Below are 25934 nucleotides of genomic sequence, written 5' to 3' on the forward strand. Positions count from 1 at the left end.
CCTGCGAGCTCGCCATGAACAACACCAAAGCCTCGGTCCAGGCCTTCTTCGACCCGCGCACCGGCACCGTCTCCTACCTCGTGTGGGACCCGGGCAGCCTGCGTGCCGCCGTGATCGACCCGGTGCTCGACTACGACTTCAAGTCGGGCCACACCGGCACCGCGTCGGTGGACCGGGTGCTGGCCTGCGTGGCCGAGCACGGGCTGCAGGTCGACTGGATCCTGGAGACCCATGCCCATGCCGACCACCTCTCGGCGGCCAGCCATCTGCAGGAGCGGCTCGGCGGGCGCATTGCCATCGGCGAGCACATCCGCACGGTGCAGGCCACCTTCAAGACGCTGTTCAACCTGGAGCGCGGCTTCCTGCCCGACGGCAGCCAGTTCGACCACCTGTTCAAGGACGGCGAGACCTTCCGCATCGGCGCCATCGAAGCCACCGCGATCCTGGTGCCCGGCCACACGCCTGCCGACATGGCCTACCTGATCGGCGGCGCGGTGTTCGTCGGCGACACGCTCTTCATGCCGGACCTCGGCAGCGCGCGGGCCGACTTCCCGGGCGGCGATGCGCGCCAGCTGTACGCATCGATGCGCCGGCTGCTGGACCTGCCGCCCGAGACGCCGGTGTATGTCTGCCACGACTATCCGCCGCCCTCGCGGCCGGCGCAATGGCAGACCACCGTGGCCGAGCAGCGCGCCCGCAACATCCACGTGCGCGACGGCATCGGCGAGGACGAATTCGTGGCCATGCGGCGCGCGCGCGACGCCACGCTCGAAGTGCCGACGCTGATCCTGCCGTCGATCCAGGTCAACGTGCGTGCCGGCCGGCTGCCGCCGCCCGACGGCAACGGCGTGTCCTACCTGCGCATTCCGCTCAACGCGCTGCCGGTTCGCGCAAGCTGCGGCGCCTGAGCGCCGCAGGTTCAGTGCGACCGGCTCTGGCGCACCTCAGGCCACGCCCGCCGGGCGAGTGCCGCCGAGCAGCCATCGCATCAGGTCGCGCACCGGGCGGATCTCGCTGCCGAAGGGCAGCGCCCCCGCGCCCCGGAAGAACAGGCCGCGGTCGAGGTGGCCCTCCAGCGCGTGCCCCAGTGTCTTGTCGATGCAGAACTGGCCCCAGCTCGGGGTGCCGTCGCGCAGGCCGCAGTGCGCCAGGCAGTCGAAGCGCATGGTGCAGCTTTCCTTCTTGTGCGCCTTGTGCTGCAGCCGCTCCTCCAGCCGCAGGTATTTGTCGAGCCACGGCGTGCGCACCGCGCGCGCGGGCAGGCCCGCCGTGCTGACGAACTCGACGATGTCGGCGGGCTGGGCATCGGCCAGCACCTGCTTGAAGGCCGGATGCGCATCGCATTCGGCGGTCACCGCGAACGCGGTGCCCAGCTGCACCGCCGCCGCGCCGATGCCCTGCAGGCGCCGGATGTCTTCGAGGCTGCCGATGCCGCCGGCCGCGATCAGCGGAATGCGGCCCTCGAGGCCGGCCGTCTTGAAGAATTCGAGCACCTGCGGAATGGCGACGTCGAAGTCGAAGCGCGGGTCCTGCAGGTCGGCCACCTTGGCAGCGCCCAGGTGGCCGCCCGCGAGCCGCGGATGCTCGATCACGATGGCATCGGGCAGGCGCCCCTTCTTCTCCCACTTGCGCACCACCAGCTGCACGCCGCGCGCGTCCGAGAGGATGGGGATCAGCGCCACCTCGGGGTGGTCGCGCGCGAGCTCGGGCAGGTCCAGCGGCAGGCCCGCGCCCACCACCAATGCGTCGATGCCGCAGGCCATGGCGTGGCGCAGGTAGGCCTCGTAGGCGGTCAGCGCCTTCATCACGTTCACGGCCACGAGGCCGCGCCCGCCGGAGAGCTCGCGCGCCCGCGCGATCTCGCGGCCCAGCGCCTCGAGATTGGCGGCGTCGATGCGCTGCCCGGCGTCCGGCTCGGCGTTCAGGTGGGCCGTGCGAGCCATCAGGTCGGGATGCAGCCGGCGCAGGTCGACGGCCGAGATCGTGCCCATGCCGCCCAGCCCGGCGACCGTGCCGGCGAGCCCGCCGGCCGACACGCCGACACCCATGCCGCCCTGAATCACGGGGAGGCGTTTGGCGCCCTTGAGGCGCCAGTTGCGCAGGCCCGCATCGCGCGAAAGCGCTTGCAGCGCGACTGCTGTTTCGTCAGAGGATCGATCCATCATGTTCCACATCAGGTTGATAGGGGCCGTGGACGGCATTGGCGTTCTTGTTGCACGCGGATTCCTGGGGAGGTGCGCCGGGATTGTTGGATGGGGCGGCGACGCGCACCTTGACGAGCATCAAGCGCGCGGGGTCCTTCGGTTCCAGCCGAAGGTCTCTTCCATTTTTTTGCTGCGGCAGGTGAAGAAGATCACAGCCTGCCGCGCGATGCGAAGCCACGTCGGCACGATGGCCCGCATGAACCACAAGCGCCAGCCGCATCACGGCGATACCAGGCATGCAGCGCGGGAACCGGCGGGTTCTCGGGCGCATGCGGATGCGCCCGCGAGCGGTCCCTTCGTCAACTGTTCATGCGGGCTCGCGCACCTGGAGCGCATCCATCGGCACTGGTGGATGAAGCTCCTTCCCTGGCTGCGGTTCTATTGCTGCAGCCGCTGCGGAAAATCGCAGCTGGCCTCGAAGCGGGCGGTCAGCTTCGCGGTCACGTCTCTCAGGAGTGGAAGCGAGGCGGCCCAGGTGCCTGCGCCCTGATCGGGGCCGCTGGCGATGCGCCGGGCAGATCAATCCGGCTTCGGTCCGGCGTTGCCCGTGTCTTCCGGCATGGTGAACAGCTCGGGGTCGAACATGGGATGGGCTTCCTCGGCTTGCTCGGCGGGCGCATCCGGAAGCAGGCTGCCGAAGTCCGTCGAGGCGAAGTTCGGCGGGATGTGGATGCCTTTCTCGTCGCGGCGGACCAGGCCGCGGCTTTCCAGGTCGCGCATGGTCTTGTTGACCACCTCGCGCGAGAGCCCCGAATACGATGCGATGACCGCCTGGGTGATGCGCTTGTCGTAGCCGCCGCTGCCCGCAGGGGCCAGCTGGGTCAGCTCGTGGAGCACGCGGCCGACCAGGTTCTCGGCCGACAGCGACGAGATCCGGCGCAGCTGTCCGCGGATCATGGTGATGCGTTTCATCGCAACCTCGAGCAGGCCGATGGTCACCTCGGGGTAGGTCGAGCACAGCCTGCGGATCGCGGCGATCGGCATCAGGTAGACCGAGGAGGGCAGGGCCGCAACCAGGGTCGAGGTGGTCTGGTAGCGGTCCTCGCCCAATGAAGGGCCGAGGAAGAAATCGCCCCTGCGGATGAAGTCGGTCGTGACATCCCGATCGACGGCGCGCAGCAGGCCGCTGGCCACGCAGTAGATGCTGTCGGTCCAGGTGTCCGCGAGAAGCACCGTCTCGTTGCGCCGGTAGGACCGCAGTTCGCTGCTGCGGATCAGGGCGGCCCGGTCGGCGGGCGGCACGCTGGCAATGAGGGGATGGAGGTACATGGCGAAGGTTATGTCGGCCACCTCATTTGCAGTCCGCCTGAAGCAGCCGGAACAGCGCCTCGATGCGGTTTTGTTCTTCGGCCTCGTGCAGGGCGCGGCCCCGCAACCAGAGTCTTCCGGCTTTTCTCTCGACATGCACGTCGTAGACGCGGTCGACGCAATCGACCACGACATCCGGCGCGAGCCGCTCCTGCGCGGCCCACAGGGCCAGTTCGATCTCCGCCGCGCCCAGGCGCCTGGACGCGCGCATCGCGATCCAGTCCGCATGCAGCCGCGGCAGTGCCGTCATGCCGCGCACCTTGAGCGGCTCGCTGCCGAGCTTCGCCAGCAGTTCCTCGAGCTGCCCGCCGCCGGAGCGCTGCGCGGGCGTGGAACTGGCCGTGCAGGCGGCGCTGGTGCGCAGCAGGAAGCAATCGTCGCGCAGGCAGCTCAGGTCGGTGTCGGCCGAAGCCAGCAGGCTCGCGCGGATCCGCCGCCGGATCTCGCGGCTGACGTCCGCGGCAACCTCCGGCCCATCGGCGTCGACCAGCTGCGCGAAATTGGCGATGAAGAAGAGTGCGCACACCCTGGCAGGCAGGGCGCTGCGGTTTCGCTCCCTCGCTGCCGCAGCGGCGGCAGCGCGATGTTTTGCGGGCAGCAAATGCGCCAGGGCCGCGCGCCACCGCGGCCCGAAGAGCCTGTTTTCCATCCGTGGCAGGGCGATCGCTGCATCGCCTGCGTGACACCACTTTCTCTGCATTTGGCATGCCCCTGAATCGTTGAACCATTTCTTGGATCCGCTCGTGAGCGGTCCTCAGGGGAATGCTACGGAGCAACATGCGGCTTGGCATCGGGTTTCGAGTCGCGGATGTGTTCCGAATCACAATCAGACACAATTGGCGTTCGGCCTCTTGCGGTTCGCGCAAATGTTGGAGATGGACGGGGTCCGCCGCCGCTGCTGGAGGCGTTTCAAGTTCATTGTGTGGGACCGGGTGCTGGGCAGCACTCCCACAAAAAGGTGAGTGGCCGATGCGCGACAGGAGAGGTGCGCGGCTGCGTCCGGCAGGCCGCTCCCGGCGCATGGCCGGGCGCCTGGACCGCTGGTTCTACGGCCGGCTTCGCAAGCTCAGGCGGGGCACGGCTGTTCGGGCGGTGGCCATCGTGTCCATCGCGATCGTGCTTGCCTGAGGCGCGAAGCCGCGCGGTGCTGCTCAGCGCTCCGCGAAGACCTCGATCTCGACGCGGCGGTTGGGTGCCAGGCAGTCGATCAGGGCCGCGCGCGCCGTTTGCGTGCACTGCACCTTCGGCTCGGATTCGCCCTTGCCTTGCACCTGTATCTTCTGCGCCGGCACACCGGCCTGGACCAGGTAGTCGCGCACGGTGTTGGCGCGCGCCAGCGAGAGGGCGCTGTTGTAGGCCTGGCTGCCGAGCCGGTCGGTGTAGCCCGTCACCTTGATGGCATCCGCCGCCTTGATGTCGCCGGCCAGCGCATCGAGCTTGCGGCGGCCCTCCGGCAGCAGGTCGGCGAGCGACCGGCCGTCGAAGCGGAACAGGCCATCGGCACCCAGCGTGGTGCGCCGCGGTGCCGGGCTCGCGGCGGCCGGCCGTTCGGCCGCCGGCAATGCGCGCACCGCCAGCACATCGGCGCAGCCGGCCGGCAGCCAGTGGAAGGTCTGCGCCTTGTAGTCCTTGTCGAAGATCGCCTTGTACTGGCAGGTGGTCACGCCGCCGCCGGGCTTGCGGAAATGGAAGATGTAGTCCCACTCGCGCGGGCCCGCCATGCCTTCGCGGAAATGCGGTCGGCCGAGCAGGTCGTACAGCTGGTCCTTGGTGACGCCGGGCGCCACGGCGCGCAGGTTGTCCAGGTTGGGGAAGGTGCCTTCCTTGAGCCATGCATCGTTGTCGATGTTGGGAAAGATCACTTCGGTGGCCTTGCCGTCGTCGGTGATGCCGCGGCTCACATAGGAGCTGCAGCCCTGCAGCAGCAGCAGCGCCGCGGCGCCCGCTGCAATGGCCGAGAAGCGATGGATGTGCGTTGTCATGATGTTGTTCCTCTTTGTGATGCCGCCGGCCTACCAGTGGAAGCCCGCACCGGCCGCCACGCCGACCTTGCCGCGCGTGTTGGCCGAGCCGCTGAACTTCACGACCCACCGGCCGTTGTCCGAGAGCTTCGACACGCCGATGGCAAGGGCGGCCTGGCCGTCGAAACCCGCCACGCCCGCGGACACCATGCTCTTGCCCGGGATGTAGGCCTGCGGCATGGTGGCCATGGCCATTGCGCCGGCCGCGCCTGCGCTCGCATCCTTGGCAATGCTGCGGATCTCGCCGCCCAGGGCGTTGACGCGCGCGTCGGTGTAGGCGTTGGCCCCCGCGATGCCGCTGTTGAGCTGGTTCACGTTGACCGCATCGGTGCCCGCGACGCCGGGCGCCACGTTGTGCACCGTGACCGGCCCGGTCGCGTTGCTGCCGCCCATCGACACGCTGTTGTAGTTGATGGAGCCGTCGGGGTTGGTGTCGTACTTGACGGTCGACTGGTCGATCACCGCCACCTGGCCCTGCACGCCGCGCAGCTGCGAGACGTTGACCGCATCGCTGTCGGCCGAGCCCGCGGCCACGCCGGTGATCTGGCGGAACTGTCCGTTGGCCGCATCGCCCACCGACACCGCCGCCAGCGTGCTGGTGGTGGCGCCAATGGCGATGCGCTGTGCCTCGGTGGCCGTGGGCGGCACGTAGCCGGCCACGCCCGCGGCGGTGGAGGCCACCGAGCCCGCGCCCAGTGCCACGCCGCCGGCCTGCGTCACGCTGCTGCCCGCGCCCAGCGCCACGCCCTGCACGGCCGCGGCCGAAGACTGCGTGCCCAGCGCAATGGAGTCGGCCATGTGCGAGGTCGCGCCCTGGCCGATCGCCACGCCGCCCGGCGCGGTCTGCTGCACCACCGCGCCGTTGCCGATGCCGATGCCGTTGTTGCCGTTGACCACCGTCTGCGGGCCCACCGCCACCGACTCGGCGCCGATGGCCAGCGAGTCCGCGGCGTTCGAGTTGGCATGGAAGTACAGCGTCGGCGTGACCGCGAAGGAGGTCAGCGCGCCCGCGAGCTGCCGCACCGTGACCGCGTCCTGCGCCTGCGTGCCGTCGGCCACGTTGGTGATCTGGCGGTAGCTGGTGGCGCTGCCCAGGGACAGGGCGCCCAGCAGCGCGCGGTCGGTGGTGTTGTAGCTGATCAGCGAGCTGCCCGCCGGGATGCTGCCGGTGGAGGGTGCCACGAAGCGGTCGGACACGGCGCCCGAGCCGATGGCCACCGCGCCGGCGACCGTTGCGCTCGCATCCTTGCCCGACGCAATGGCGTCGGTACCCGTGGCGCCCAGGTTGTCCTCGTTGCCCCCGCCCGTGGAGTTGACGCTGTAGTACCTGATCTTGTTGGCCGTGACCGTGGTGCTGAGGTTCTCGATCGACTGGTTGGTGGCGAACAGCTGCGAGCCGTTGATGGCATCGGTCGAGCCACCCGAGATCCGGCCCGCCGCCACGTTGGTGATGGTGCGCTCGGCGCCCACGCTGCCCACGCTCACCGTGCTCCCCGGTGTGGTGCCGGCGAAGTTGTAGGTCGTGCCGTTGATCACCGTGCTGGCCGTGCCCACCGCCGCCAATGTGGTGGAGCCGCCGCCCAGTGCCACGTCGTTCGCGTTGTTGGCGACCGCATTCGGGCCGATGGCGACCGAGTCGGTGCCCAGTGCCTGCGAATCGGGCAGCGTCGAGGTGGCATGGAAATACTTGATGCCCCCGCCGTTGTTGATGTCGCCGATCGTGTTGCCCAGGTTGGTGATCTGCGTGGTGTTCGCCGTCACCTGCTGGTTGGTGGCGAAGAGCTGCGAACCGTTGATGGCATCGGTCGAGGTGTTGGAAAGCCGGCCCGCCGCCACGTTGGTGATGGTGCGCTCGGCGCCCACGCTGCCCACGCTCACCGTGCTCCCCGGCGTGGTGCCGGCAAAGTTGTAGGTGGTGCCGCCGATCACCGCGCTGGCCGTGCCGACGGCCGCGGCCGTGGTGGAGCCCGAACCCAGCGCCACGCTGTTGGCGTCCGACGCCGTGGCGCCGAGGCCGATGGCCACGGCCGAGGTGCCGGCCGCCGCCGCGTTCTTGCCCGACGCGATGGCGTCGGCTCCGGTAGCGCCCAGGTTGTCTTCGTTGGTGCCGCCGGTCGAGTTGACGCTGTAGTACTTGGTCTTGTTGGTGGTGACCGTGGTGCTCAGGTCCTCGATCGACTGGTTGGTGGCAAACAGCTGCGAGCCGTTGATCGCATCGGTGGAGGTGCCGGAGATCCGGCCGGCCGCCACGTTGGTGATGGTGCGCTCGGCACCCACGCTGCCCACGCTCACGGTGCTCGCGGGCGTGGTGCCCTGGAAGTTGTAGGTCGTGCCGTTGATCACGGCGTTGGCCGTGCCCACCGCAGCAGCGGTCACGGAGCCCGAGCCCAGGGCCACGTCGCCCGCACTGGCAGCCGCCGTCGCGGCATTGCCGATGGCCACGCTGCCTGCCTTGCCGGCCGCACCTGCGGTGGAGCCATTGCCCAGTGCCACCGATCCCTGGCCGATCGCCTTGTTGCCATTGCCGATCGCGACCGCACCGTTGGCCTGGTTGGCCGCGGTGGCCGTGGCCGTGCCGTCGCTGTTGGCAATGTTGTTGGCGCCGCCGGTGAAGGCGCCGGTGCCGCTCGCATAGCTCGGATCGCCGATCACCACGGCGCCGTCGCCGTAGGCCGTGTTGCCTGAACCGATCGAGATGGCCTTGCCGCCCGTGGCCGTCGCGCCCTTGCCGATGGCCACGGCCTCGGCCGAATCGGCCGTTGCGCCGCTGCCGATCGCCACGGTGTCCGCGGCGCTGGCGCGCGAGCCGTTGCCCATGGCCACGCCGCTGGCACCGGCCGCCGAGGCGTTCACGCCGGCCGCCAGGGCATTGATGCCCGTGGCGCCGTCGTTCGCATAGTTCCCCTGCTTGGTGCCGTTGTCGTTCACGCTGTAGTAGCGGATCTTGGCCCCTTCCACCTGGGTGTTCAGCTGGCTCACGTTCACCGCATCGGTGGGCGCCACGCCGGGCGCCACGTTGGTGATGACCGTGTTGCCGGCGTTGATGCCGTTGATCGTCACGCTCGGGCCGCCCGCGATCGTGAGGCCGTTGTTGTTCAGCACCGTGCCGCCCGTGGTCACGCTGGTGAAGCTGGGCGTGGCGCTGGTGGCGATCTGCACTTCGGCGCCGTTCTGCGTGATGGCGATGTTGTTGCCCGCCGTGTAGGTGGCGGTGGCACCGGGCGCGATGTTCTGCACGCTGGTGCCCGTGGCGGTGCCGGTGCCGGTCTGCGCCGTGGTCACGTTCCAGCCCTTGCCGGCGGTCGTGGCCACGTCGTCGATGGCGGCGTTGGTGGCGAACAGCTGCGAGCCGTTGATGGCATCGGTCGAGGTCTGGGAGATCCGCCCGGCTGCCACGTTGGTGATGGTGCGCTCGTTGCCCGCGCTGCCCACGCTCACGGTGCTCGCCGGCGTCGTGCCCTCGAACTTGTAGGTCGTGCCGTTGATCACGGTGCTGGCCGTGCCGACCGCCTTGCTCGTCGTCGAGCCCGAGCCCAGCGCCACGTCGCCCGCATTGGCGCCCGCTGATGCACCGGAGCCCAGCGCCACGCCATTGACCGTGCTGACCGCGGCGTTGGTGCCCATGGCCACGCTGCCCGTCGCTGCCGTGGTGGTGCTGGCGCCCACGCCTGCGGCAATGGAGTTGATGCCTTGTGCGCCGTCGTTGTTGACGTTGCCTCCGGCCACGCCGTTGTCGTTCACGCTGTAGTACTTGGTCTTGCTGGCCGCGACCGTGTCGGTCAGCTGGTCCACGTTCACCGCATCGGTGGGCGCCACGCCGGGCGCCACGTTGGTGATGACCGTGTTGTTGGCGTTGATGCCGTTGATCGTCACGCTCGGGCCGCCCGCGATCGTGAGGCCGTTGTTGTTCAGCACCGTGCCGCCCGTGGTCACGCTGGTGAAGCTGGGCGTGGCGCTGGTGGCGATCTGCACCTCCGCGCCGTTCTGCGTGATGGCGATGTTGTTGCCCGCCGTGTAGGTGGCGGTGCCGCCCGGCGCGATGTTCTGCAGGCTGGTGCCCGTCGCAGTGCCGGTGCCGGTCTGGCCCGTGGTCACGTTCCAGCCCTTGCCGGCGGTGACGCCCACGGCATCGATCGCCGAGTTGGTGGCGAACAGTTGGCTGCCGTTGATGGCGTCGGTCGAGGTGCCGGAGATCCGCCCGGCCGCCACGTTGGTGATGGTGCGCTCGGCGCCCGGAGCGCCGACACTCACCGTCGAAGTCGGCGTGGTGCCCTGGAAGTTGTAGGTCGTGCCGTTGATCACGGTGCTGGCCGTGCCGACGGCCGCGGCCGTCACCGAGCCCGAGCCCAGTGCCACGTCGTCGGCCTGGGCGGCCGTGGCGCCAACGCCGAGCGCGAGCGCATTGGCAGCGCTCGCATTGGCCCGGTTGCCCACGGCAGTGGCATTCGCGGCCGACGCAATGGTGCTCGATCCGAATGCAATGGCGTTGTCGCCGGAGGCATTGGACACCGATCCGATCGCGGTGGCGTTGGAGCCTGAGGCGTTGGACCGGTTGCCGACCGCGATGGTGCTGACATTGCTCGAATCGGATTGGAGGCCCAGCGCAATCGAGGACTTTCCGGAGGCGCTTGCCAACGGGCCCACGGCCGTGGCTTGCGTGCCCGCCGCCAGGGTGCCCACGCCAGCCGCCAGCGCATTGGCGCCAGTTGCGCCGTTGTTGGTGTAGTTCCCCTGCTGCACGCCGCCGTCGTTCACGCTGTAGTAGTGGGTCGGCGTGCTGGCCGCGATCGCCTGCACCGCCTGGTTGGTGGCGTAGAGCTGCGAGCCGTTGATGGCATCGGTCGAGGTCTGGGAGATCCGGCCCGCCGCCACGTTGGTGATGGTGCGCTCGGCACCCAGTGCGCCGACGCTGACCGTGCTCAATGGCGTGGTGCCGGCGAAGTTGTAGGTGGTTCCGCCGATCACGGCGCTGGCCGTGCCGATGGCCTTGCTCGTCGTGGAGCCCGAGCCCAGTGCCACGTCGTCCGCGTTGTTGGCCACCGCCGTGTCGCCGAACGCCACCGCGCCCGCGGCCAGCGCGCTGCTGGTGCTGCCGATCGCCACGCTGCCCTGGCCGACCACCGTGTTTTGGTAGCCGATGCCGACCGCGCCCTGCGCCGCCGTGCCGGGGGTGCTCACGGCCTGGCCGCCGCCGCCCACCATGTTGGTGTTGCCCATTGCGACCGAACCATTGCCGGTGGCGGTGTTGTCCAGGCCCGAGGCAATCGCGCCGTTGCCGGTCGCGGTGTTGGGATCGCCGATTGCCACGGCGCCGTTGCCGCTCGCGACGTTGCCCGAGCCGATGGCGACTGCGCGGCCGCCGGTGGCCCGGGAGGCCCGGCCGATGGCGACTGCATCAGCGGCATCGGCGACGGATTCACCGCCAATGGCGATGGCATTGGCGCCCGATGCAAAGGCACCCAGGGTGGCATTGCCGCCGATGGCGAGCGAACCCACGCCGGTGGCGCGCACGGCAGTCGCGGCAGTGGTCCCGCCCGAGCCGAGCGCGGTCGCGTTGTCGGCCGCCGCATTGGCCCGGGTACCGGCCGCCAGCGCATCGAGGCCGGTGGCCCGGCTTCCGATCCCCATGGCGACAGCGCGATCTTGAGAGGCGGTCACGTCCGTGCCGATGGCGATGGCGCTCTCCGCCAGGGCACCCGCTCCTGCAGCCGTGCGCGCGCCAAGATTGATGGAATTGACCGCCGATGCGATCGCCTGGGTACCGATGGCGATGGCGTTGATGCCGCCTGCAGTGGCGAGGGTGCCTTGCGCGAGAGTGTTTGCTGCCGATGCCTTTGCCAGCGAACCGAGGGCGATTGCGTTGTTCGCGCTCGCATTCGCGCTCAAGCCGATCGACGTGGTTCCATTTCCCGCCACGCCGATGCCTGCGTTGGTGCCGATGGCGATGTTGTCGTTGCCGCTCACCAAGCTGCCTGCCGAAGCGTCCAGGTTGGCGTCGTAGGCGACCGTGCCATCGCCCGAACCGAAGGCGACGTTGCGCGTTCCCGTGACACCTGAACCTGCGCCTCGCATCACGCTCGCAATGCCTCCGCCCATGGCGGTGTTCTGCGCGCCGCTGACCAGCGTGCCGGCGGCAATGCCCACGGCGGTCGAACCCGTATTGGCGACCGTCGAGCCTGCGCCGGCGCCCTGGCCGACCGCCACGGTGCTGGTCCCGACAGCGACCGCTTGCGCGCCGAGCGCGAGCGAACTGTTCCCCAGCGCCCGGGCGCTGTTGCCGACGGCGGTGGCTGCGTCGTCGCTTGCCGTTGCCAGATGTCCTATCGCGGTGGCATTCACTGCGGACGCGCTAGCCTGAGTTCCTTGCGCGACGGCGTCCTGCATGCTTGCAGATGCCTCGGCGCCAACGGCGATGCTGCGCAGCCCGGTTGCGGCCGAGTTCGTACCGACGGCGAGGGCATCGGTGTTCGTGGCATTTGCGACGACCCCGATCGATGTCGCGTTGATACCACTCGTGCTGGAGCGGGCGCCGATCGCGACTGCACCGGTCGAACCTGACGTGGTGGCTTGCAAACCAATGGCAACGCTGTTCGCAGACTGCGCGTTCGCATCCTGACCCATGGCGACTGCCGCCTGTCCGGCGGCGTTTGCTCTGATGCCGATGGCCGCGGCGTTGAGCGCGCTGGATTGGGCCAGGGTTCCGATGGCAATGACATTGCCCGCGCTGGCGGTCACATCCGTGCCGATCCCGATAGCACCCGCAGCCAAGGCGCCGGTACCGGCGGCGGTACGTGCGCCCAGATAGATCGAATTGATGCTTGTGGCATAGGCCCCAAAGCCCAAGCCGATGGCATTCTGTCCTGTGGTATGGGCGGCATACCCCACTGAGAGCGCACCAAGCACATCGGCAGCTGCGAGGGAGCCCAGCGCAGTGGCTCCGATTCCCGCGGCCGAGGAGTTGAGGCCCATGCAGGACGCCGTGCCGCTGTACGCATTCCAAGGCGACACATTGCAGTTCACCGACTGCGCCTGCGCCGAGATCGATAGCAATCCGAGCACGCTCGCCGCCGCGGCAATGGCCACCCGGCTGCCGCCTCGCTTGCCACGCGCGCGGGTGGTTTCGGATGCGGCGACCCAGGCGCCCAACGCCTCGTTCCAGATGCTGCGGTACGACTTATTCATGCATTTCTCCTTGATTGTTCAAGACGCCAAAAGCCCTGCTCCAAGGCCAATGGATCCCCGGACGGCACATGCCAATAAAACTTTAGAAATAGTTGTAAAACTATTTAATCAACTGCAATTAAACAGAAACATTTTTGGCGGATCTTAAGAGATTGGGAAGGAATGCAACTGGCGTGTGGCGGATTCACGTCATTGTCGTATCGCCGCAATTAAGGATTCTTATTGGACCGATCTTATGAATAGTAATGTGAAGTTATTATTAATTAAATCGCATAACATAATATTCGGATGCTTTTATTTGGAAATTCCTATTGATAATTCCATACAAATAGTAATACAAAGTTTTTAAATATTATATTTACTGCCACGGATTTCAGTAGTTTTCGATTGAAAATTTATATCAATTCATCAATGGCGGTAGCGCACCGAACCGGCGCGCCCCAAATTGGCCGGCACTGAATTGATGCGCACCGAATTGGCGCAGGCGACGGAATGCCGGGCGCGAGCTGTTTTCGGTGCTGAGGGTTGGCCGAGGCCGAGGGAGATGGCGCTGCCAGAAAGGCGGCGAGCTGCTGCCGATGGCTGCGGCCCGCGCTCAGGAGGCGGTGCAGCGATCGCTGGAGCGGGAAGGGGAGATTGCTGCTGCGAACGCCTGCCGCTTGGGGCATTCGCCAGGCAGATGCGCCGCGGAACCGCGGCGCATCGAAGGGAGCGGCTTGGGGGAGCGGCTTAACGCAGCACGTAGCCGCTCAGGCGCCACGTGCCGCTGGCATCGAGGCGAAAACTCGTCAACTCGCGCACCACCCGGTTGCTGGCGTTGGCAAAACGGGTTTCGTATTCGACGTTGATGTATTGCCCGGCCACATCGGGATCTTCGTTTGCAACCATTTGGCGATTGACCGAAATCCACGTGCGCTGCTGCGCGGCACCGAGCGGCGATCGCGACGCCTCGACCTGGCGAACGAACTCGGGACGCGCCACCCGCTTTTTGGTGGCGGGGCCCGAGCCGTCCCAGAGTTCGCCGATCTTGCCCTGGTCCACCAATTGGATGGCCTGCAGGCCGCCGCGAACCATGTTCGTCGGGTCGGCGTCCTGGGCCGAGGCCGTGCTCATCCAACTCGCCAGGAATGCGGCGCCGAGCAGCAATTTGCTTCTTGAGGTCATGTCAGGTCCGGGAGTGATACTAATTTCAATATGTAAGTATGCCGATTCGCATGTGGCACTTTCATGGTGCCGTTCGTTTATAGCACCCCGGGATTGAGGCGCGAATGCAGATGCCGGCCTGCGATTGCGCCATGACGGGCGATTAAAGAAACCGCCCGACCTTTCCATGGCGATTGAAGGACGGGTCTTTTGCGGATTCCGCCTCAGGCTGCGCCCGCATGCCTCCACCGCAGCGATACGCGGGTGCCTTCGCCGCTGCGGCTGTCGATGCGCAGGTGGGCGCCGATCGCTTCGGCCTGCTCCCGCAGCCCGACGAGCCCGTAGTGCCCCGCGGCGCCTGCGCTCGGCTCGAAGCCAATGCCGTCGTCCGCGATCTCCAGTTCGATGCCGTCGCTTCCCATGCGCTGCAGGCGGATCAGGAGGCGTGCCGCGCCCGCGTGCCGCTCGACGTTGCGCAGCACTTCCTCGCACATGTGGAACACGGTTTCCGCCGGCTCGGCCGCAAGGGCGGACAAGGCGGGGTCGATCCGGCAGTCGAGCTCGATGCCGGAGCGCTCGCCCAGGCTCTTGGCCAGCTCGGCCAACGCTGCGCCCAGCCCGATGTCGCGCACCGGGTTGCTGCGCAGCTGGTCGATCGCGCGGCGTGCCTCGTCCAGTCCGTCGCGCGCTGCGCGCTCGGCCCGCACCAGCTCGTTCGGCAGCGCATCGGGCCGGTTCGATGCCAGGTGCTTGAGCACGCGGATTTCGGTGAGCATTGCCATCATGGAATGCGCCAGCGTGTCGTGCAGTCCGCGCGCGAGCCGCAGCCGCTCGCGCACCACCGCCGCATCGCGCGATTCCTGCGCGAGCCGATTGATCTCTTCGGTGCGCTGCCGCACGCGTTCGTCCAGCTCGGCGTTGAGCCGGCGCAGCTCGTCGCGTTCGCGCTGCAGCGTGTCCAGCAGCCGGTCGAGCGCGCTGCCCAGCCGCGCGGCTTCATCGGCGCCTTGCGGCACCTCGATGCGCGTGGCGCTGCCGGCCAGCACCGCGTCGGCCGAATGGGCAATCACGCTGACACGGCGCGTGAGCCGGCGCGCCATGACAATGCCCGCAACCGCGGCGGCCAGGCCCAGCAGGCTCAGCACGATCGAGATGCGCCATTCGATGGCGGTCGCAAACGCCGCGACCGATTCGACCGGCTGGATCACCACGGCCTGCCAGCCGAGCCGGCGCAGCGTGCCCTCGCGCGCATTGGGCGGGGTCGCGATCAGGTAGGGCCGGTTGTCCAGCAGCCGCCTTGTGCGGATGCGCATGGGCAGATCGGATCCGTCGTTGCCCAGGCCCGCGACCACGGGATCGAAGGGCGTGATCGGATCGCCGGCATCCTGCCAGCGCTGCCCCAGGAGCGCGCTCGGCCCGTGGCGCACGATGCCGTCGCGGTCGATCAGCAGCCATTCGCCCGGCGATGCGCGGATCTCGGCCATCATCTTCTGCACCCAGTTCCAGCGGAGGTTCGCGGCCACCACGCCGATGATCGCGCCGTCTGCGTTGCGCACAGGCGCTGTGAGCTTCAGGAAGCGCTCCTGCGGCGAGCGGCCTTCCTCGATCCATGCGGCGTCCAGGCCCTGCGAGATCCAGGCGTGCTGGTTGACGTTCTGGCCGACCACCTGTTCGTCGGTGGCGGCGACGATGAAGCCGTCGGCATCGGTCACCGCCAGCCAGATCAGGTCGGGCACGCCGCGGCGCACCGCCTCGAGCGAGCGCTTCAGGCGTGCGCCTTCGCTGCGCTGCACGTCCTCCGACAGCATGGCCGCCACCACGCTGACGGCCTGCAGGCGCAGCAGCAGCGCGGTGTCGAGTTCGGCGCTGACGTGCTCGGCCGCGGCCTCCAGGCGCTGGCCGTGCTGCTCGAGCAGCGTCGCACGCACGAAGCTGCGCAGCCACAGGTTGGCCGCGAGCGCCAGGCACAGCGTGAGCGCAATCAGCAGCCAGCCGATCGCGGCAGCCATGGAGCGCCGCGGGTCGATGCGACGTGCGAGGTTCATTGGCTGCGGATTCTCGCAGCCGGTGGCCGTGACTTTCGGCATGGGTACTTCCCCCGAGTCCTCGGGGTTTGTCTCGATCCGCCGCGTGACTTCCGGCAGGCGCGCCGGCGGCGGTTTGCGGCAACAGTTGCACCCATCGCGATCCGTGCCTGCAGCGCGACTGAATTCCAACCCTGAACGTGCCGCGACGCGATCGGCGCGACAACGAATGGAGACCCAACGAATGAATCCCACGTCCCTCACACAGGCCGCATCCGGCGCGCCGCCGCGCCTGTTCGACAACCGCTGGCTGCAACTGGCCGTCGGCATCGTCTGCATGATTGCCACGGCCAACATCCAGTACGCATGGACCTTGTTCGTGCCGGAGATCCAGGGCAAGTTCGGCTGGGAGCGCGCATCGATCCAGATTGCCTTCACCATCTTCGTGCTGGTGCAGACCTGGCTCGCGCCGATCGAGGGCTACTTCATCGACAAGTTCGGGCCGCGGCTCATCGTGGCCTTCGGTGCGCTGTTCATCGGCGCGGCCTGGGCCATCAACTCGCAGGCCACGACGCTGATGGGCTTCTACATCGGCGCGGCCATCGGCGGCATCGGCGTGGGTTCGATCTACGCCACCTGCATCAACAACGCGCTCAAGTGGTTTCCCGACCGGCGCGGCCTGGCGGTGGGCCTGACGGCCGGCGGCTACGGCGCGGGCTCGGCCGCCACCATCCTGCCGATCGCCGCGATGATCGAGAGCTCCGGCTTTCAGCAGGCCTTCCTGTTCTTCGGCCTGCTGCAGGGCTCGCTGGCCTTCATCGCGGCCTGGTTCCTGCGCGCACCCAAGGGCAACGAAGTGCGGGGCTCGACCAAGCTCGCGCAGAGCCGGCGCGACTACACGCTGGGCGAGGCGCTTCGCACGCCGCTGTTCTGGCTGATGATCCTGATGTTCTCCTGCGTGGTCACCGGCGGCATGATGGCCGTGGCGCAACTGGGCGTGATCGCGCAGGACCTGGGCGTGAAGAACTTCAAGGTGGACCTGTACTTCGTCACCATGGCCGCGCTGCCGCTCGCGCTGATGCTCGACCGTGTCATGAACGGCATCTCGCGCCCGCTGTTCGGCTGGATCTCCGACCACATCGGCCGCGAGAAGACCATGGTGATCGCCTTCACGCTGGAAGGCATCGGCATCATCGCGCTGGGCTACTTCGGCCACAACCCGTGGGCCTTCCTGATCTTGTCGGGCGTGGTCTTCCTGGCCTGGGGCGAGGTGTACTCGCTGTTCTCTGCGTTGGCGGGCGATGCCTTCGGCACCAAGCACATCGGCAAGATCTATGGCGTGCTGTATTGCGCCAAGGGCGTCGGCGCGCTGTTCGTGCCGCTCGGCAATCTGATGATGGAAGCCACCGGCACCTGGTCGACCGTGCTCTACACAGTCGCGGCGCTCGACCTGTTCGCCGCCTTCCTGGCGATCGTCGCGCTGCGGCCGATGCTCGCAAGGCACACCGCCAGCAATGCCGCCGCATCGCATGCGCCTTCGCCAGCGCCTGATCTCGCAATGCCCGGCGGCCTGTCGCCTGCAGGCCGCACGGCCTGATCGATGCCGCTTCGGGGGGTTACTTCTTCAACACCAGCACCGCCAGTTCGGTGCGCGTGTTCGCGTGAAGCTTCTGCATGATCCGGCTCACGTGGTTCTTTGCCGTTCCCTCGGCCAGGTTGAGCGCCGTGGCGATCTGGCGGTTGCCATAGCCCTTGGCGATCAGTTCGAGCACGGCGGCCTCGCGCTCGGTCAGCGGTTTGGTCGCCATCGTCATCATCGAATCGGACGGCGATGGCTCGCCGGGCGCGGCGGCCTGCGCCGCGGCGCGGGGATCCGGCGCCGGCGGGGAGGGCGGCTCTTGCGCGACGCGATCGGCCAACAGCCGGAACTGGTCCATCACCTTGCGCGCGATCTGCGGCGTGAGGCGCGACTCGCCGCGATGCACGGCCCGCACGGTGTCCAGCACCTCTTCTTCCGAAGCGTCCTTGAGCAGGTAGGCCTGTGCGCCGGCACGCACCGCGTCGAAGACCAGGTCGTCGCGGTCGAAGGTGGTCAGCACCATCACGCGCGTGTGCGGCAAGGCGGCCGAGATCTCGCGCGTCGCGAGCACGCCGCCCTTGCGCGGCATGTGCAGATCCATCAGCACCACGTCGGGCAGCAGGCGGCGGGCCAGCTCCACGGCTTCCACGCCGTCGGCCGCCTGGCCGAGGACCTCGATGTCCGGCGCGGCGTCCAGCAGCATGGCCATGCCGCGACGGATCAGTGCCTGATCGTCGGCAATCAGCACGCGGATTTTCGGCGCGGCCTGCGAAGAAGAGGATGACGGTTCGGCGATGGTGCTCATGGCAGCGCCGATTGTGCCCCGAGGTGTTCCGGGCCCGTCACAATTTGCCGTGTCGACTGCTACGCAAAAGGAAAATCCGATGTCACAAGCCAACCAATTGCGCCCCTTCTCGTTCGTGCTCGCTGTTCCTGACCTCGAGCGAAACACCGCCTACTTCAGGGATGCGCTGGGCTTCAAGGCCGAGTGGCCGGAAGGAACCGGCTGGCAGCTTCTTTCGCGCGGCGATGTGCGCATCATGATCGGCCATTGTCCGGACGCCGTCCCACCGTCTGCGACGGGCGACCACAGCTACTTCGGATACCTGCATGTGGATGACGTCGATGCACTCCATGAAGAATTCGTCCGGCGCGGCGCGTTGATAAAGCAGGCGCCCGCAGACAAGCCGCATGGCATGCGCGAGTTCTCGGTCGTGACGCCTGACGGACACCGACTCATGATTGGCCAGGACCTTGCATCGAGGGCGGGAAGCTGAGTTGGCTTGTGAGCCGAGGCTTGTCGACTGCCGAATATCATCAAACCCATGGCGATATCCGCGTTTGCTGTCAAAGTGCCCTCTGCCGAGACGTTGGTCGGCGACCTTCGGCAGCGTTTCGACGCGACGACGAAGCTGGGAGTTCCGGCGCACATCACGGTGCTTGTGCCGTTCATGGATCCCCAGTACATCACGCCTGCCGTACTGGACCGAGTGCAACGCGCGTTGAATCCAGTGGCTGCGTTCTCCTTTTCGTTGGGCAGGGTGGGGCGCTTCCCGGCGACCGCGTATCTCGCGCCGGAACCGCCAGAACCGTTCATCGCCATGACCAAGGCGCTCGTGGATGTCTTTCCAGATTTCCCGCCGTACGGAGGGGAGCACCAAGGAGTGGTTCCGTACCTGACTGTGGCTCATGGGGAACCCTCCGAGGCCGATGCAGCCGCTGCTGAGTTGCAGAAGCGACTGGATGCATCTGGCGGCATCGTGGCGGATTGCGCCTCGGTCGTGCTGATCGAAAACTCGACGGGCCGTTGGGAAGAGTTGCATGTCTTCCACTTGCCGTCGGCTGATACCCCGGCCCGCGACGATTGACCCCGGGGGTCGAACACGCGTCGCACCATGGTCTTCAGCATTCACTACACCGCGAAGCGGGACATGCCACTGACCCCCATCGGCTGGGCTGCCTGTTGAGCTCGCCGTTTCGGCCGTTTACCCGGTGCGCTTGAACCATCGGCCACGCCGGCGGCGTGCTTGTTTGCAACCGACGGTGCCTAGCCCGCGAGCGTCGGATAGTCCGTGTAGCCCTTGGCGCCGGGCGTGTAGAACGTCTCCGGCGCAGGCGCATTCAGCGGCGCGTCCTGGCGCATGCGGTCGACCAGGTCGGGGTTGGCGATGAAGGCCCTGCCCATGGCCGTCAGGTCTGCGCGGCCTTCGCTCAGGGCCTGCAGTGCGCTGGCCTTGTCGAGTCCGCCGGCAAGGATGAAGGGGCCATCGAACGCGGCCCTGAGGTCGGTCTTCAGCTTGGCCGGGACGGGCGGGGTGCCCAGGGCCGAATGGTCGAGCACGTGGACGTACATGAGGCCGAGCGCGGAGAGCTGCTTCACCAGCGCCAGGTACTGTTCGTCCACGCCTTCGAACGCGCCGGTGCCATTGAGCACGCCGTGCGGCGACAAGCGGATGCCCACGCGCTCCGCGCCGATTTCCTTCACGGCCGCACGCGCGACCTCGAGCACCAGCCGGTTGCGCCCTTCGGCCGTGCCGCCGTAGCCGTCGGTGCGGCGGTTGACGTTGGCGTTCAGGAACTGCTCGAGAAAGTAGCCATTGGCGGCATGCAGTTCGATGCCGTCGAAGCCGGCCTCGATGGCAAGGCGCGCAGCCGTGGCGTATTCGCCGATCGCCACCTGGATGTCGGCCTCGGTCATGGCGCGCGGCGGCGTGTGAGGCTGGTTGCCTTGCGTATCCGTCCACATCTGGCCGGGGCATGTCTCCGACGACGAGCTCAGCACCTCGGCACCGGCCGGCAGGTTGTCCGAGTGGGCCACGCGGCCGGTGTGCATGAGCTGCACGACGATCCTGCCGCCCTTGGCATGCACTGCGTCGGTCACGAGCTTCCAGCCTTGCACCTGGGCATCATTGAACAGGCCGGGAATCCGGGCGTAGCCCAGGCCGTTGGGCGAAGGCGAGGTGCCTTCCGTGATGATGAGCCCGGCGCCCGCGCGCTGGGCGTAGTAGGTGGCCATCAGGCTGTTGGGCGTGTTGTTCTCGGCCGCGCGGCTGCGGGTGAGCGGCGACATCACGGCACGGTTCTTGAGCGGGATGGCGCGCAAGGAGAAGGCGTCGAAAAGCATGGACTGTCCTGAAGAAAAGGGGAGTGAGAAGAAAGGAGGGGGATGGCCTTGGCCCGCAGCGGCTCAGCCGATCCGGTAGCGCGGGGCCGGCGTTCCCACCTGGGTGGCGGCAAACAATGCGGAGCGCGCCGCTTCGTACTTGTCCCACAGCGTTGCATCGGCGACCGACGGCCACGTGACCGCTTCGCCCTGGTCCCATCCCGCGAGCGCCGCATCGACCATGTGCTCGGTGGTCATCAAGGCGTCCTTGTTGAGGGCCGCCAGAGGCACGCCCGACAGGTCCCAGATCTCGGTGGCCGTCGAGGCCGGCAGGACCAGCTGAACCTTCACGCCGGTGCCGGCCAGCTCTTCCTGCAGGCCCCGGCTGTATTGCAGTACGAAGGCCTTGGTGCCGCTGTAGACGGCGCTGATCGGCAGCGCATGGATGCCCAGCACCGAAGCGATGTTGATGATCACCCCGTCGTTTCTGGCGATGAAGGCGGGCACCACCGCCTGGGTCAGGCGCGTCAGCGCCGTGATGTTGAGGGCGATCTGCGACAGCGCGTCGCCCGCGGACCTTTGTGCCACCGGTCCCAGCCGCGCAATGCCGGCGTTGTTCACCAGCACGCGCAGGTCGGCGCGGGTGGACAGGATCGTCTCGATCCGCGCCAGGTCCTCGTCCTGGGTCAGGTCGGCAACGACCGCCTCGGCCTGGATGCCGTGCGCCTTCGAGACCTGCGCGCAGAGGGCTTCGAGGCGGTCGGCGCGACGGGCGACAAGAATGAGGTCGTAGCCGCGCGCGGCGAGGCGGTCAGCATAGACGGCGCCGATGCCGGAGGAAGCCCCGGTGACAAGAGCGACTTTCCTGGAGCTGGGATGTGTCATGGGTGGTTTTCCAATAAAATTTGAGGGCTCAACCAAAAAAGTTGAGGGCTCAAATGTAGAAGCGATCCGCCACCGGCTGCCGTTGGTGCAGCACTCAACCATTTTCAAGACATGGGAATAAAAACCAAAGCCGTCGACGCGAAGTGCAGCCTGGACAAGCCGGCCGCGGATCAGGATGTCCTGGGTGGGCGCGTCTGCACGAACACGGCGCTGCGCCTGGCCGCCCGCCGGCTGGGCCAGCTGTACGACGAAGCACTGGCACCGCTGGACCTCAAGGCCACGCAGCTCGCGCTCATCGCGGAAATCGACAAGCTCACGGTTGCCGCCCCGCAAGGGCCGACGCTGCAGGACCTCGCGACCCGGCTCGCCATCCAGCTGTCGGCGCTGACCCACGCGCTCAGGCCGCTGGTGCGCGACGGCTTCGTCGAGTTGCGTGCGGACGCCAAGGACCGGCGCACCAAGCACGGCGTGCTCACCCCGCTGGGCAAGGCCAAGTTGTCCGAAGCGGTGTGGCGCTGGGCCGCGGCAAACGACCGCGTGGAGGCCGTGCTGGGCCCTGCCTCGGCGGCGAACCTCCGGGCTCTGGCCGATCAGGTGTCGTCCGACGCGTTCCTGGCGGCATACAGGTCGGAGGATTGATTCGACCGGCGGCTGAGCGGGGTGCCATGCGCTGGATGCCGCATGGCGGCATGCAGCGCTGTCCGATAATCGATGGCTTCGATCCGCCATCGCAAGCCCGCTCGTGTACACGCCGCCTCCCGCCGATTTTCCTGTCTTCGACAGCTCCGACTTCAGCGGCGAAGCAGGCGCATTCCATTTCGACCTGGTGCGGCTCGAAGACCGCCCGGACATCCCACGCGGCTTTCCGCACCGCCACAACTACTACCACCTGCTGTGGATGAGCGAGGCCGCGGGCACGCACCTGCTCGACTTCGAGACCTTCGAGGCGCGCGCCAACACCGTGTTCTTCGTCTCGCCCGGCCAATTGCACGCCTGGGCCTCGACCGTGCAGCCCAAGGGCTTCGTCATCAACTTCAGCACCGAGTTCTTCGTGCAGATGTTCCCGCGCTCGGACGACATCGCGAAGTACCCGTTCTTCCACATCGCGTCGGACGCTCCCGTGCTCTACCTTGACCAAGCGCAGCACGACGAGCTGCTGCCGCTGCTGCTCGAGATGGAAAGCGAGATGCTCGGGCGGGCGGAGGCGCGGCTGGACATCGTGCGCTCCTACCTGCTGGTGCTGCTGACGCGGTTGCGGCGGCTCTATCCGGCGCGTGCGGCCGACGGCGCCTCGCCGCAAAGCTACTCGCTGACCAAGCGCTTCAAGCTCCTGATCGACCAGCACTACCTCGACTTCGGCCCGCTGCGCGACTACGCGCAGCGGCTGCATGTCACGGAGCGCCAGCTCAACGACGCCGTCAAGCGCACGCTCGGCAAGACCGCGGGCGAGCTGGTTCATGAGCGCCTGGTGCTCGAGGCCAAGCGGCTGCTGTGCAACACCGACATGGGCGTGGCCGAGATCGCATTCCATCTTCACTTCGAAGACCACGCCTACTTCAGCCGCTTCTTCAAGAAGCGCACGCAGCTGACACCCGGCGAGTTCAAGAAGCGCTACGGCACGGCCCTCTAGCTGGCGTAAGCCCCTAGTGCGGGCCGTCGAAAAGTACAAGACGAGCTCGCAATCGTCCTACCGCCTCGGGCGTTCGGCTGCCTAAAGTCGATCCATCTCAACTCCGCCGCCGCAATGGTGGCCCGATGGCTGGCGATGAATGATTCCCCCAAACTGCGCACCGGCGGCCAGCTGATCGTCGACGCGCTGCTCGCGCAAGGCGCTGACACCGTGTTCTGCGTGCCCGGCGAGAGCTACCTCGACGTGCTCAACGCGCTGCATGCGCAGCAGGACGCCTTGCGTGTCGTGGTGTGCCGCCACGAAGGCGCGGCCGCCTTCATGGCCGAGGCCCAGGGCAAGCTCACGGGCCGGCCCGGCATCTGCATGGTCACGCGCGGGCCCGGTGCCACCAACGCGAGCATCGGCGTGCACACCGCCTTCCAGGACTCCACGCCGATGATCCTGCTGATCGGCCAGGTCGGGCGCGACATGCTCGAGCGCGAGGCCTTCCAGGAGATCGACTACCGGCGCATGTTCGGCCCCTTCGTGAAGTGGGTGGCGCAGATCGACGACGTCGCGCGCATTCCCGAATTCATGGCGCGCGCCTGTTCGGTGGCGATGTCCGGGCGCCCCGGCCCCGTGGTGCTCGCGCTGCCCGAGGACATGCTGACCGATTCCGCCTTTCCCGTTGCGGCGCCGCGCGTGGAAGTGCCGCAGGCGCATCCCGCGCCCGACGCGATGCTGCGCCTGCGCGACCATCTTGCCGCGGCGAAGCAGCCGCTGCTGCTGCTCGGCGGCCCCGGCTGGAGTGCGGCAGGCCGCGAGGCGATCGAGCGCTTTGCCGTGCAGAACGCGCTGCCCGTGGCCTGCGCCTTCCGTCGGCAGGACCTGTTCGACAACCGCCATCCGCAGTACGTGGGGGAGGTCGGCATCGGCATCAATCCCGAGCTGGCCCGCGCGGTGCGCGAGGCCGACCTGCTGGTCGCCGTGGGAACGCGGCTGGGCGAGATCGTCACGAGCGGCTACACGCTGCTCGAGGTGCCGGTGCCGCGCCAGCAGCTGGTGCACGTGCTGGCCTCGGCCGAGGAGCTCGGGCGCGTGTACCAGCCCGTGCTCAAGATCCTGAGCAGCCCGGTGCCATTCGCGCAGGCGGCTGCTGCGATGCCACCGGCCGACCCGGCGCCTTGGCGCGCATGGCTCGGCCAGCTGCGCGCAAGCTATGAGCGCTATGTCGCACCTTCGACGCGCGAGGCGAAGCTCGACCCCGCGCGCGTGATCCAGACCCTGGGCGACACGCTCGAACCCGATGCCATCCTCACCAATGGCGCGGGCAACTACAGCGCCTGGGCGCACCGCTACTACCCGTTCTCGCGGCCGAACACGCAGCTCGCACCCACCAGCGGCGCGATGGGCTACGGGGTTCCGGCCGCCATTGCCGCCAAGCTGCAGCATCCGTCGCGCCAGGTGGTCTGCCTGGCGGGCGACGGCTGCTTTTTGATGACCTCGCAGGAACTCGCGACCGTCCAGCGCCATGCGCTCTCGATCCTCTTCATCGTGTTCAACAACGGCATGTACGGCACGATCCGCATGCACCAGGAAGTGAACTACCCCGGCCGGCCGATCGGCACCGACCTGTGCAACCCCGACTTCGTGCGCTATGCGCAGTCGTTCGGGCTGCGTGCCGAGCGGGTGGAGCGCAGCGACGACTTCGCTCCCGCGCTGCAGCGCGCCCTGGGCGCAGCCGGCAGCGCGCTCATCGAGCTTGCGATCGAGCCCGAGATCCTGACGCCGCGCGCCACCCTGAGCGAGCTGCGCGACAAGGCATTGCGCGCCGCGTCCTGACGAAATTTCGCGATCCCAAAAAGGAGACATAGAGATGAACAAACTGCTGCGGGCTTCGGCCCTGGCGGCACTGGGCGCCTGCGCGCTCGTGCAGGCCCATGCGCAAGGCCCCGCCGACTTTCCGACACGCCCGATCCGGATCGTGGTGCCCTTTGCCGCCGGCGGCGCCACCGACGTGATCGCCCGCGTGGTGGGACAGAAGATGTCGGACCAGCTCGGCCAGCCCGTGGTGGTCGACAACAAGGCCGGGGCCAACGGGAACATCGGCGCCGTGGCCGTGGCCCGCGCTGCGCCCGACGGCTACACGATCCTGATGGCGACCTCGAGCCACGCGATCAACGCGACGCTCTACCGCAAGCTCGACTACAGCCTGACCAAGGACTTTGCGGCGCTGTCGAACCTGGCCTCGGTGCCGCTGGTGCTGGTGGTGAACCCGGGCGTGCCGGCACGCAGCGCGGCCGAGTTCGCGGCCTACGCGAAAAGGCAGGGCGACAGGCTCAACTTCGCTTCGGGCGGCACCGGCACCGCGGCGCACCTGGCGGGCGAGCAGTTCAACACCCTGGTGGGCACGCGCATGCTGCATGTGCCCTACAAGGGCGGCGCGCTGGCCCAGACCGACCTCATCGGCGGCCAGGTGCAGGCGATGTTCGCCAACCTGCCCGAGGTGCTGTCGCAGGTGCAGGCCGGCAAGCTGCGGCCGCTGGCGCTGACCGGCAAGGCCCGCCGCGCCAGCCTGCCCGAGGTGCCGACCTTCGCCGAAGCCGGCTATCCGCAGATGGAGGCGCGCTCGTGGTTCGGCCTCTTCGCGCCGGCCGGCACCCCGGCGCCGGTGGTGGCCCGGCTGTCTTCGTCGATCGCGCAGGCGGTGGCCGACCCGGCCGTGCAGGCGCGCCTCAAGGAACTCGGCGCCGACGCCATCGGCGACACGCACGAAGCCTTCCAGCCCTTCGTCGCACAGGAAGTGAAGCGCTGGGGCGCACTGGTCGAGCGTTCCGGCGCGACCGTGGACTGAATGAAAGAACCCTCCTGAACCG

General features: G+C 68.0%; 20 protein-coding genes. 9 read left to right on the top strand and 11 right to left on the bottom strand.

The features are described 5' to 3' along the window. The first annotated feature begins 14 nt into the window (after positions 1-14). On the top strand, positions 15-908 hold the full coding sequence (locus tag AC1DMS_RS01360; protein ID WP_015865619.1) for an MBL fold metallo-hydrolase: 894 nt from the start codon (positions 15-17) through the stop codon (positions 906-908). Positions 909-944: 36 nt separating this feature from the next. Here AC1DMS_RS01360 and AC1DMS_RS01365 read toward each other — a convergent pair whose 3' ends face one another. The 4 genes from AC1DMS_RS01365 to AC1DMS_RS01380 form a co-directional block, all read right to left on the bottom strand. Continuing rightward, entirely contained in the window at positions 945-2162 is a 1218-nt protein-coding gene (locus AC1DMS_RS01365; protein ID WP_015865618.1) for an NAD(P)H-dependent flavin oxidoreductase, read from the bottom strand. Next, positions 2146-2442 carry a hypothetical protein gene (locus AC1DMS_RS01370; RefSeq protein ID WP_150106882.1) on the bottom strand — a complete coding sequence of 99 codons (297 nt, stop codon included), beginning with the start codon at positions 2440-2442 and terminating at the stop codon, positions 2146-2148. The genes AC1DMS_RS01365 and AC1DMS_RS01370 overlap by 17 nt, the downstream gene beginning before the upstream one ends. A gap of 281 nt (positions 2443-2723) precedes the next feature. Beyond that, complete coding sequence (locus AC1DMS_RS01375; protein ID WP_015865617.1) at positions 2724-3473, bottom strand: Crp/Fnr family transcriptional regulator; 750 nt, start codon at positions 3471-3473, stop codon at positions 2724-2726. 22 nt (positions 3474-3495) lie between these two features. Continuing rightward, on the bottom strand, positions 3496-4212 hold the full coding sequence (locus tag AC1DMS_RS01380; RefSeq protein ID WP_167313253.1) for a hypothetical protein: 717 nt from the start codon (positions 4210-4212) through the stop codon (positions 3496-3498). A gap of 269 nt (positions 4213-4481) precedes the next feature. Between AC1DMS_RS01380 and AC1DMS_RS01385 the strand changes: the two genes are divergently transcribed. Next, on the top strand, positions 4482-4640 hold the full coding sequence (locus AC1DMS_RS01385) for a hypothetical protein (protein WP_167313252.1): 159 nt from the start codon (positions 4482-4484) through the stop codon (positions 4638-4640). A 23-nt stretch (positions 4641-4663) separates the two neighbouring features. Here AC1DMS_RS01385 and AC1DMS_RS01390 read toward each other — a convergent pair whose 3' ends face one another. The 4 genes from AC1DMS_RS01390 to AC1DMS_RS01405 all read right to left on the bottom strand — a co-directional run bounded on the left by AC1DMS_RS01390 (position 4664) and on the right by AC1DMS_RS01405 (position 15903). Further along, positions 4664-5494, bottom strand: a complete 831-nt coding sequence (locus AC1DMS_RS01390; protein WP_015865614.1) for an OmpA family protein — start codon at positions 5492-5494, stop codon at positions 4664-4666. 30 nt (positions 5495-5524) lie between these two features. Next, a complete protein-coding gene (locus AC1DMS_RS01395; RefSeq protein ID WP_015865613.1) occupies positions 5525-12715 on the bottom strand; it encodes an ESPR-type extended signal peptide-containing protein in 7191 nt (2396 codons plus the stop codon). A 729-nt stretch (positions 12716-13444) separates the two neighbouring features. Then, positions 13445-13879 (bottom strand): DUF4019 domain-containing protein, encoded by a 435-nt coding sequence (locus AC1DMS_RS01400; RefSeq protein WP_015865612.1) that lies wholly within the window; start codon positions 13877-13879, stop codon positions 13445-13447. A gap of 203 nt (positions 13880-14082) precedes the next feature. Continuing rightward, complete coding sequence (locus AC1DMS_RS01405) at positions 14083-15903, bottom strand: sensor histidine kinase (protein ID WP_478083613.1); 1821 nt, start codon at positions 15901-15903, stop codon at positions 14083-14085. Positions 15904-16126: 223 nt separating this feature from the next. On the opposite strand from AC1DMS_RS01405, the gene oxlT reads away from it, so the two are divergent. Further along, positions 16127-17479, top strand: a complete 1353-nt coding sequence (gene oxlT, locus AC1DMS_RS01410) for an oxalate/formate MFS antiporter (RefSeq protein ID WP_015865610.1) — start codon at positions 16127-16129, stop codon at positions 17477-17479. Positions 17480-17498: 19 nt separating this feature from the next. Here oxlT and AC1DMS_RS01415 read toward each other — a convergent pair whose 3' ends face one another. After that, the gene (locus AC1DMS_RS01415) at positions 17499-18266 is read right to left on the bottom strand and encodes a response regulator transcription factor (RefSeq protein ID WP_015865609.1); all 768 of its coding nucleotides are present in this window, start codon (positions 18264-18266) and stop codon (positions 17499-17501) included. A 79-nt stretch (positions 18267-18345) separates the two neighbouring features. Here AC1DMS_RS01415 and AC1DMS_RS01420 point away from each other — a divergent pair, with 79 nt between their 5' ends. Beyond that, positions 18346-18738: a VOC family protein gene (locus AC1DMS_RS01420; RefSeq protein WP_015865608.1), complete on the top strand. Its 393-nt coding sequence runs from the start codon at positions 18346-18348 to the stop codon at positions 18736-18738. Positions 18739-18786: 48 nt separating this feature from the next. After that, complete coding sequence (locus tag AC1DMS_RS01425) at positions 18787-19329, top strand: 2'-5' RNA ligase family protein (protein WP_015865607.1); 543 nt, start codon at positions 18787-18789, stop codon at positions 19327-19329. 179 nt (positions 19330-19508) lie between these two features. On the opposite strand, the gene AC1DMS_RS01430 is transcribed toward AC1DMS_RS01425, so the two are convergent. Together AC1DMS_RS01430 and AC1DMS_RS01435 are read right to left on the bottom strand one after the other, a co-directional pair. Next, complete coding sequence (locus AC1DMS_RS01430; protein WP_015865606.1) at positions 19509-20585, bottom strand: alkene reductase; 1077 nt, start codon at positions 20583-20585, stop codon at positions 19509-19511. Positions 20586-20648: 63 nt separating this feature from the next. Beyond that, positions 20649-21449, bottom strand: coding sequence for an SDR family NAD(P)-dependent oxidoreductase (locus AC1DMS_RS01435; RefSeq protein ID WP_015865605.1), 801 nt, complete (start codon positions 21447-21449; stop codon positions 20649-20651). A 111-nt stretch (positions 21450-21560) separates the two neighbouring features. On the opposite strand from AC1DMS_RS01435, the gene AC1DMS_RS01440 reads away from it, so the two are divergent. From AC1DMS_RS01440 to AC1DMS_RS01455, 4 genes are all read left to right on the top strand, one after another. After that, a complete protein-coding gene (locus AC1DMS_RS01440; RefSeq protein ID WP_015865604.1) occupies positions 21561-22088 on the top strand; it encodes a MarR family transcriptional regulator in 528 nt (175 codons plus the stop codon). Between the two features lie 103 nt (positions 22089-22191). Then, entirely contained in the window at positions 22192-23079 is an 888-nt protein-coding gene (locus tag AC1DMS_RS01445; RefSeq protein ID WP_015865603.1) for a helix-turn-helix domain-containing protein, read from the top strand. Between the two features lie 135 nt (positions 23080-23214). Continuing rightward, positions 23215-24900, top strand: a complete 1686-nt coding sequence (locus AC1DMS_RS01450; protein WP_041945844.1) for a thiamine pyrophosphate-binding protein — start codon at positions 23215-23217, stop codon at positions 24898-24900. 34 nt (positions 24901-24934) lie between these two features. Next, complete coding sequence (locus AC1DMS_RS01455) at positions 24935-25912, top strand: tripartite tricarboxylate transporter substrate binding protein (protein ID WP_015865601.1); 978 nt, start codon at positions 24935-24937, stop codon at positions 25910-25912. Positions 25913-25934: the final 22 nt, after the last annotated feature.

Source organism: Variovorax sp. 05T418 (assembly GCF_056396385.1).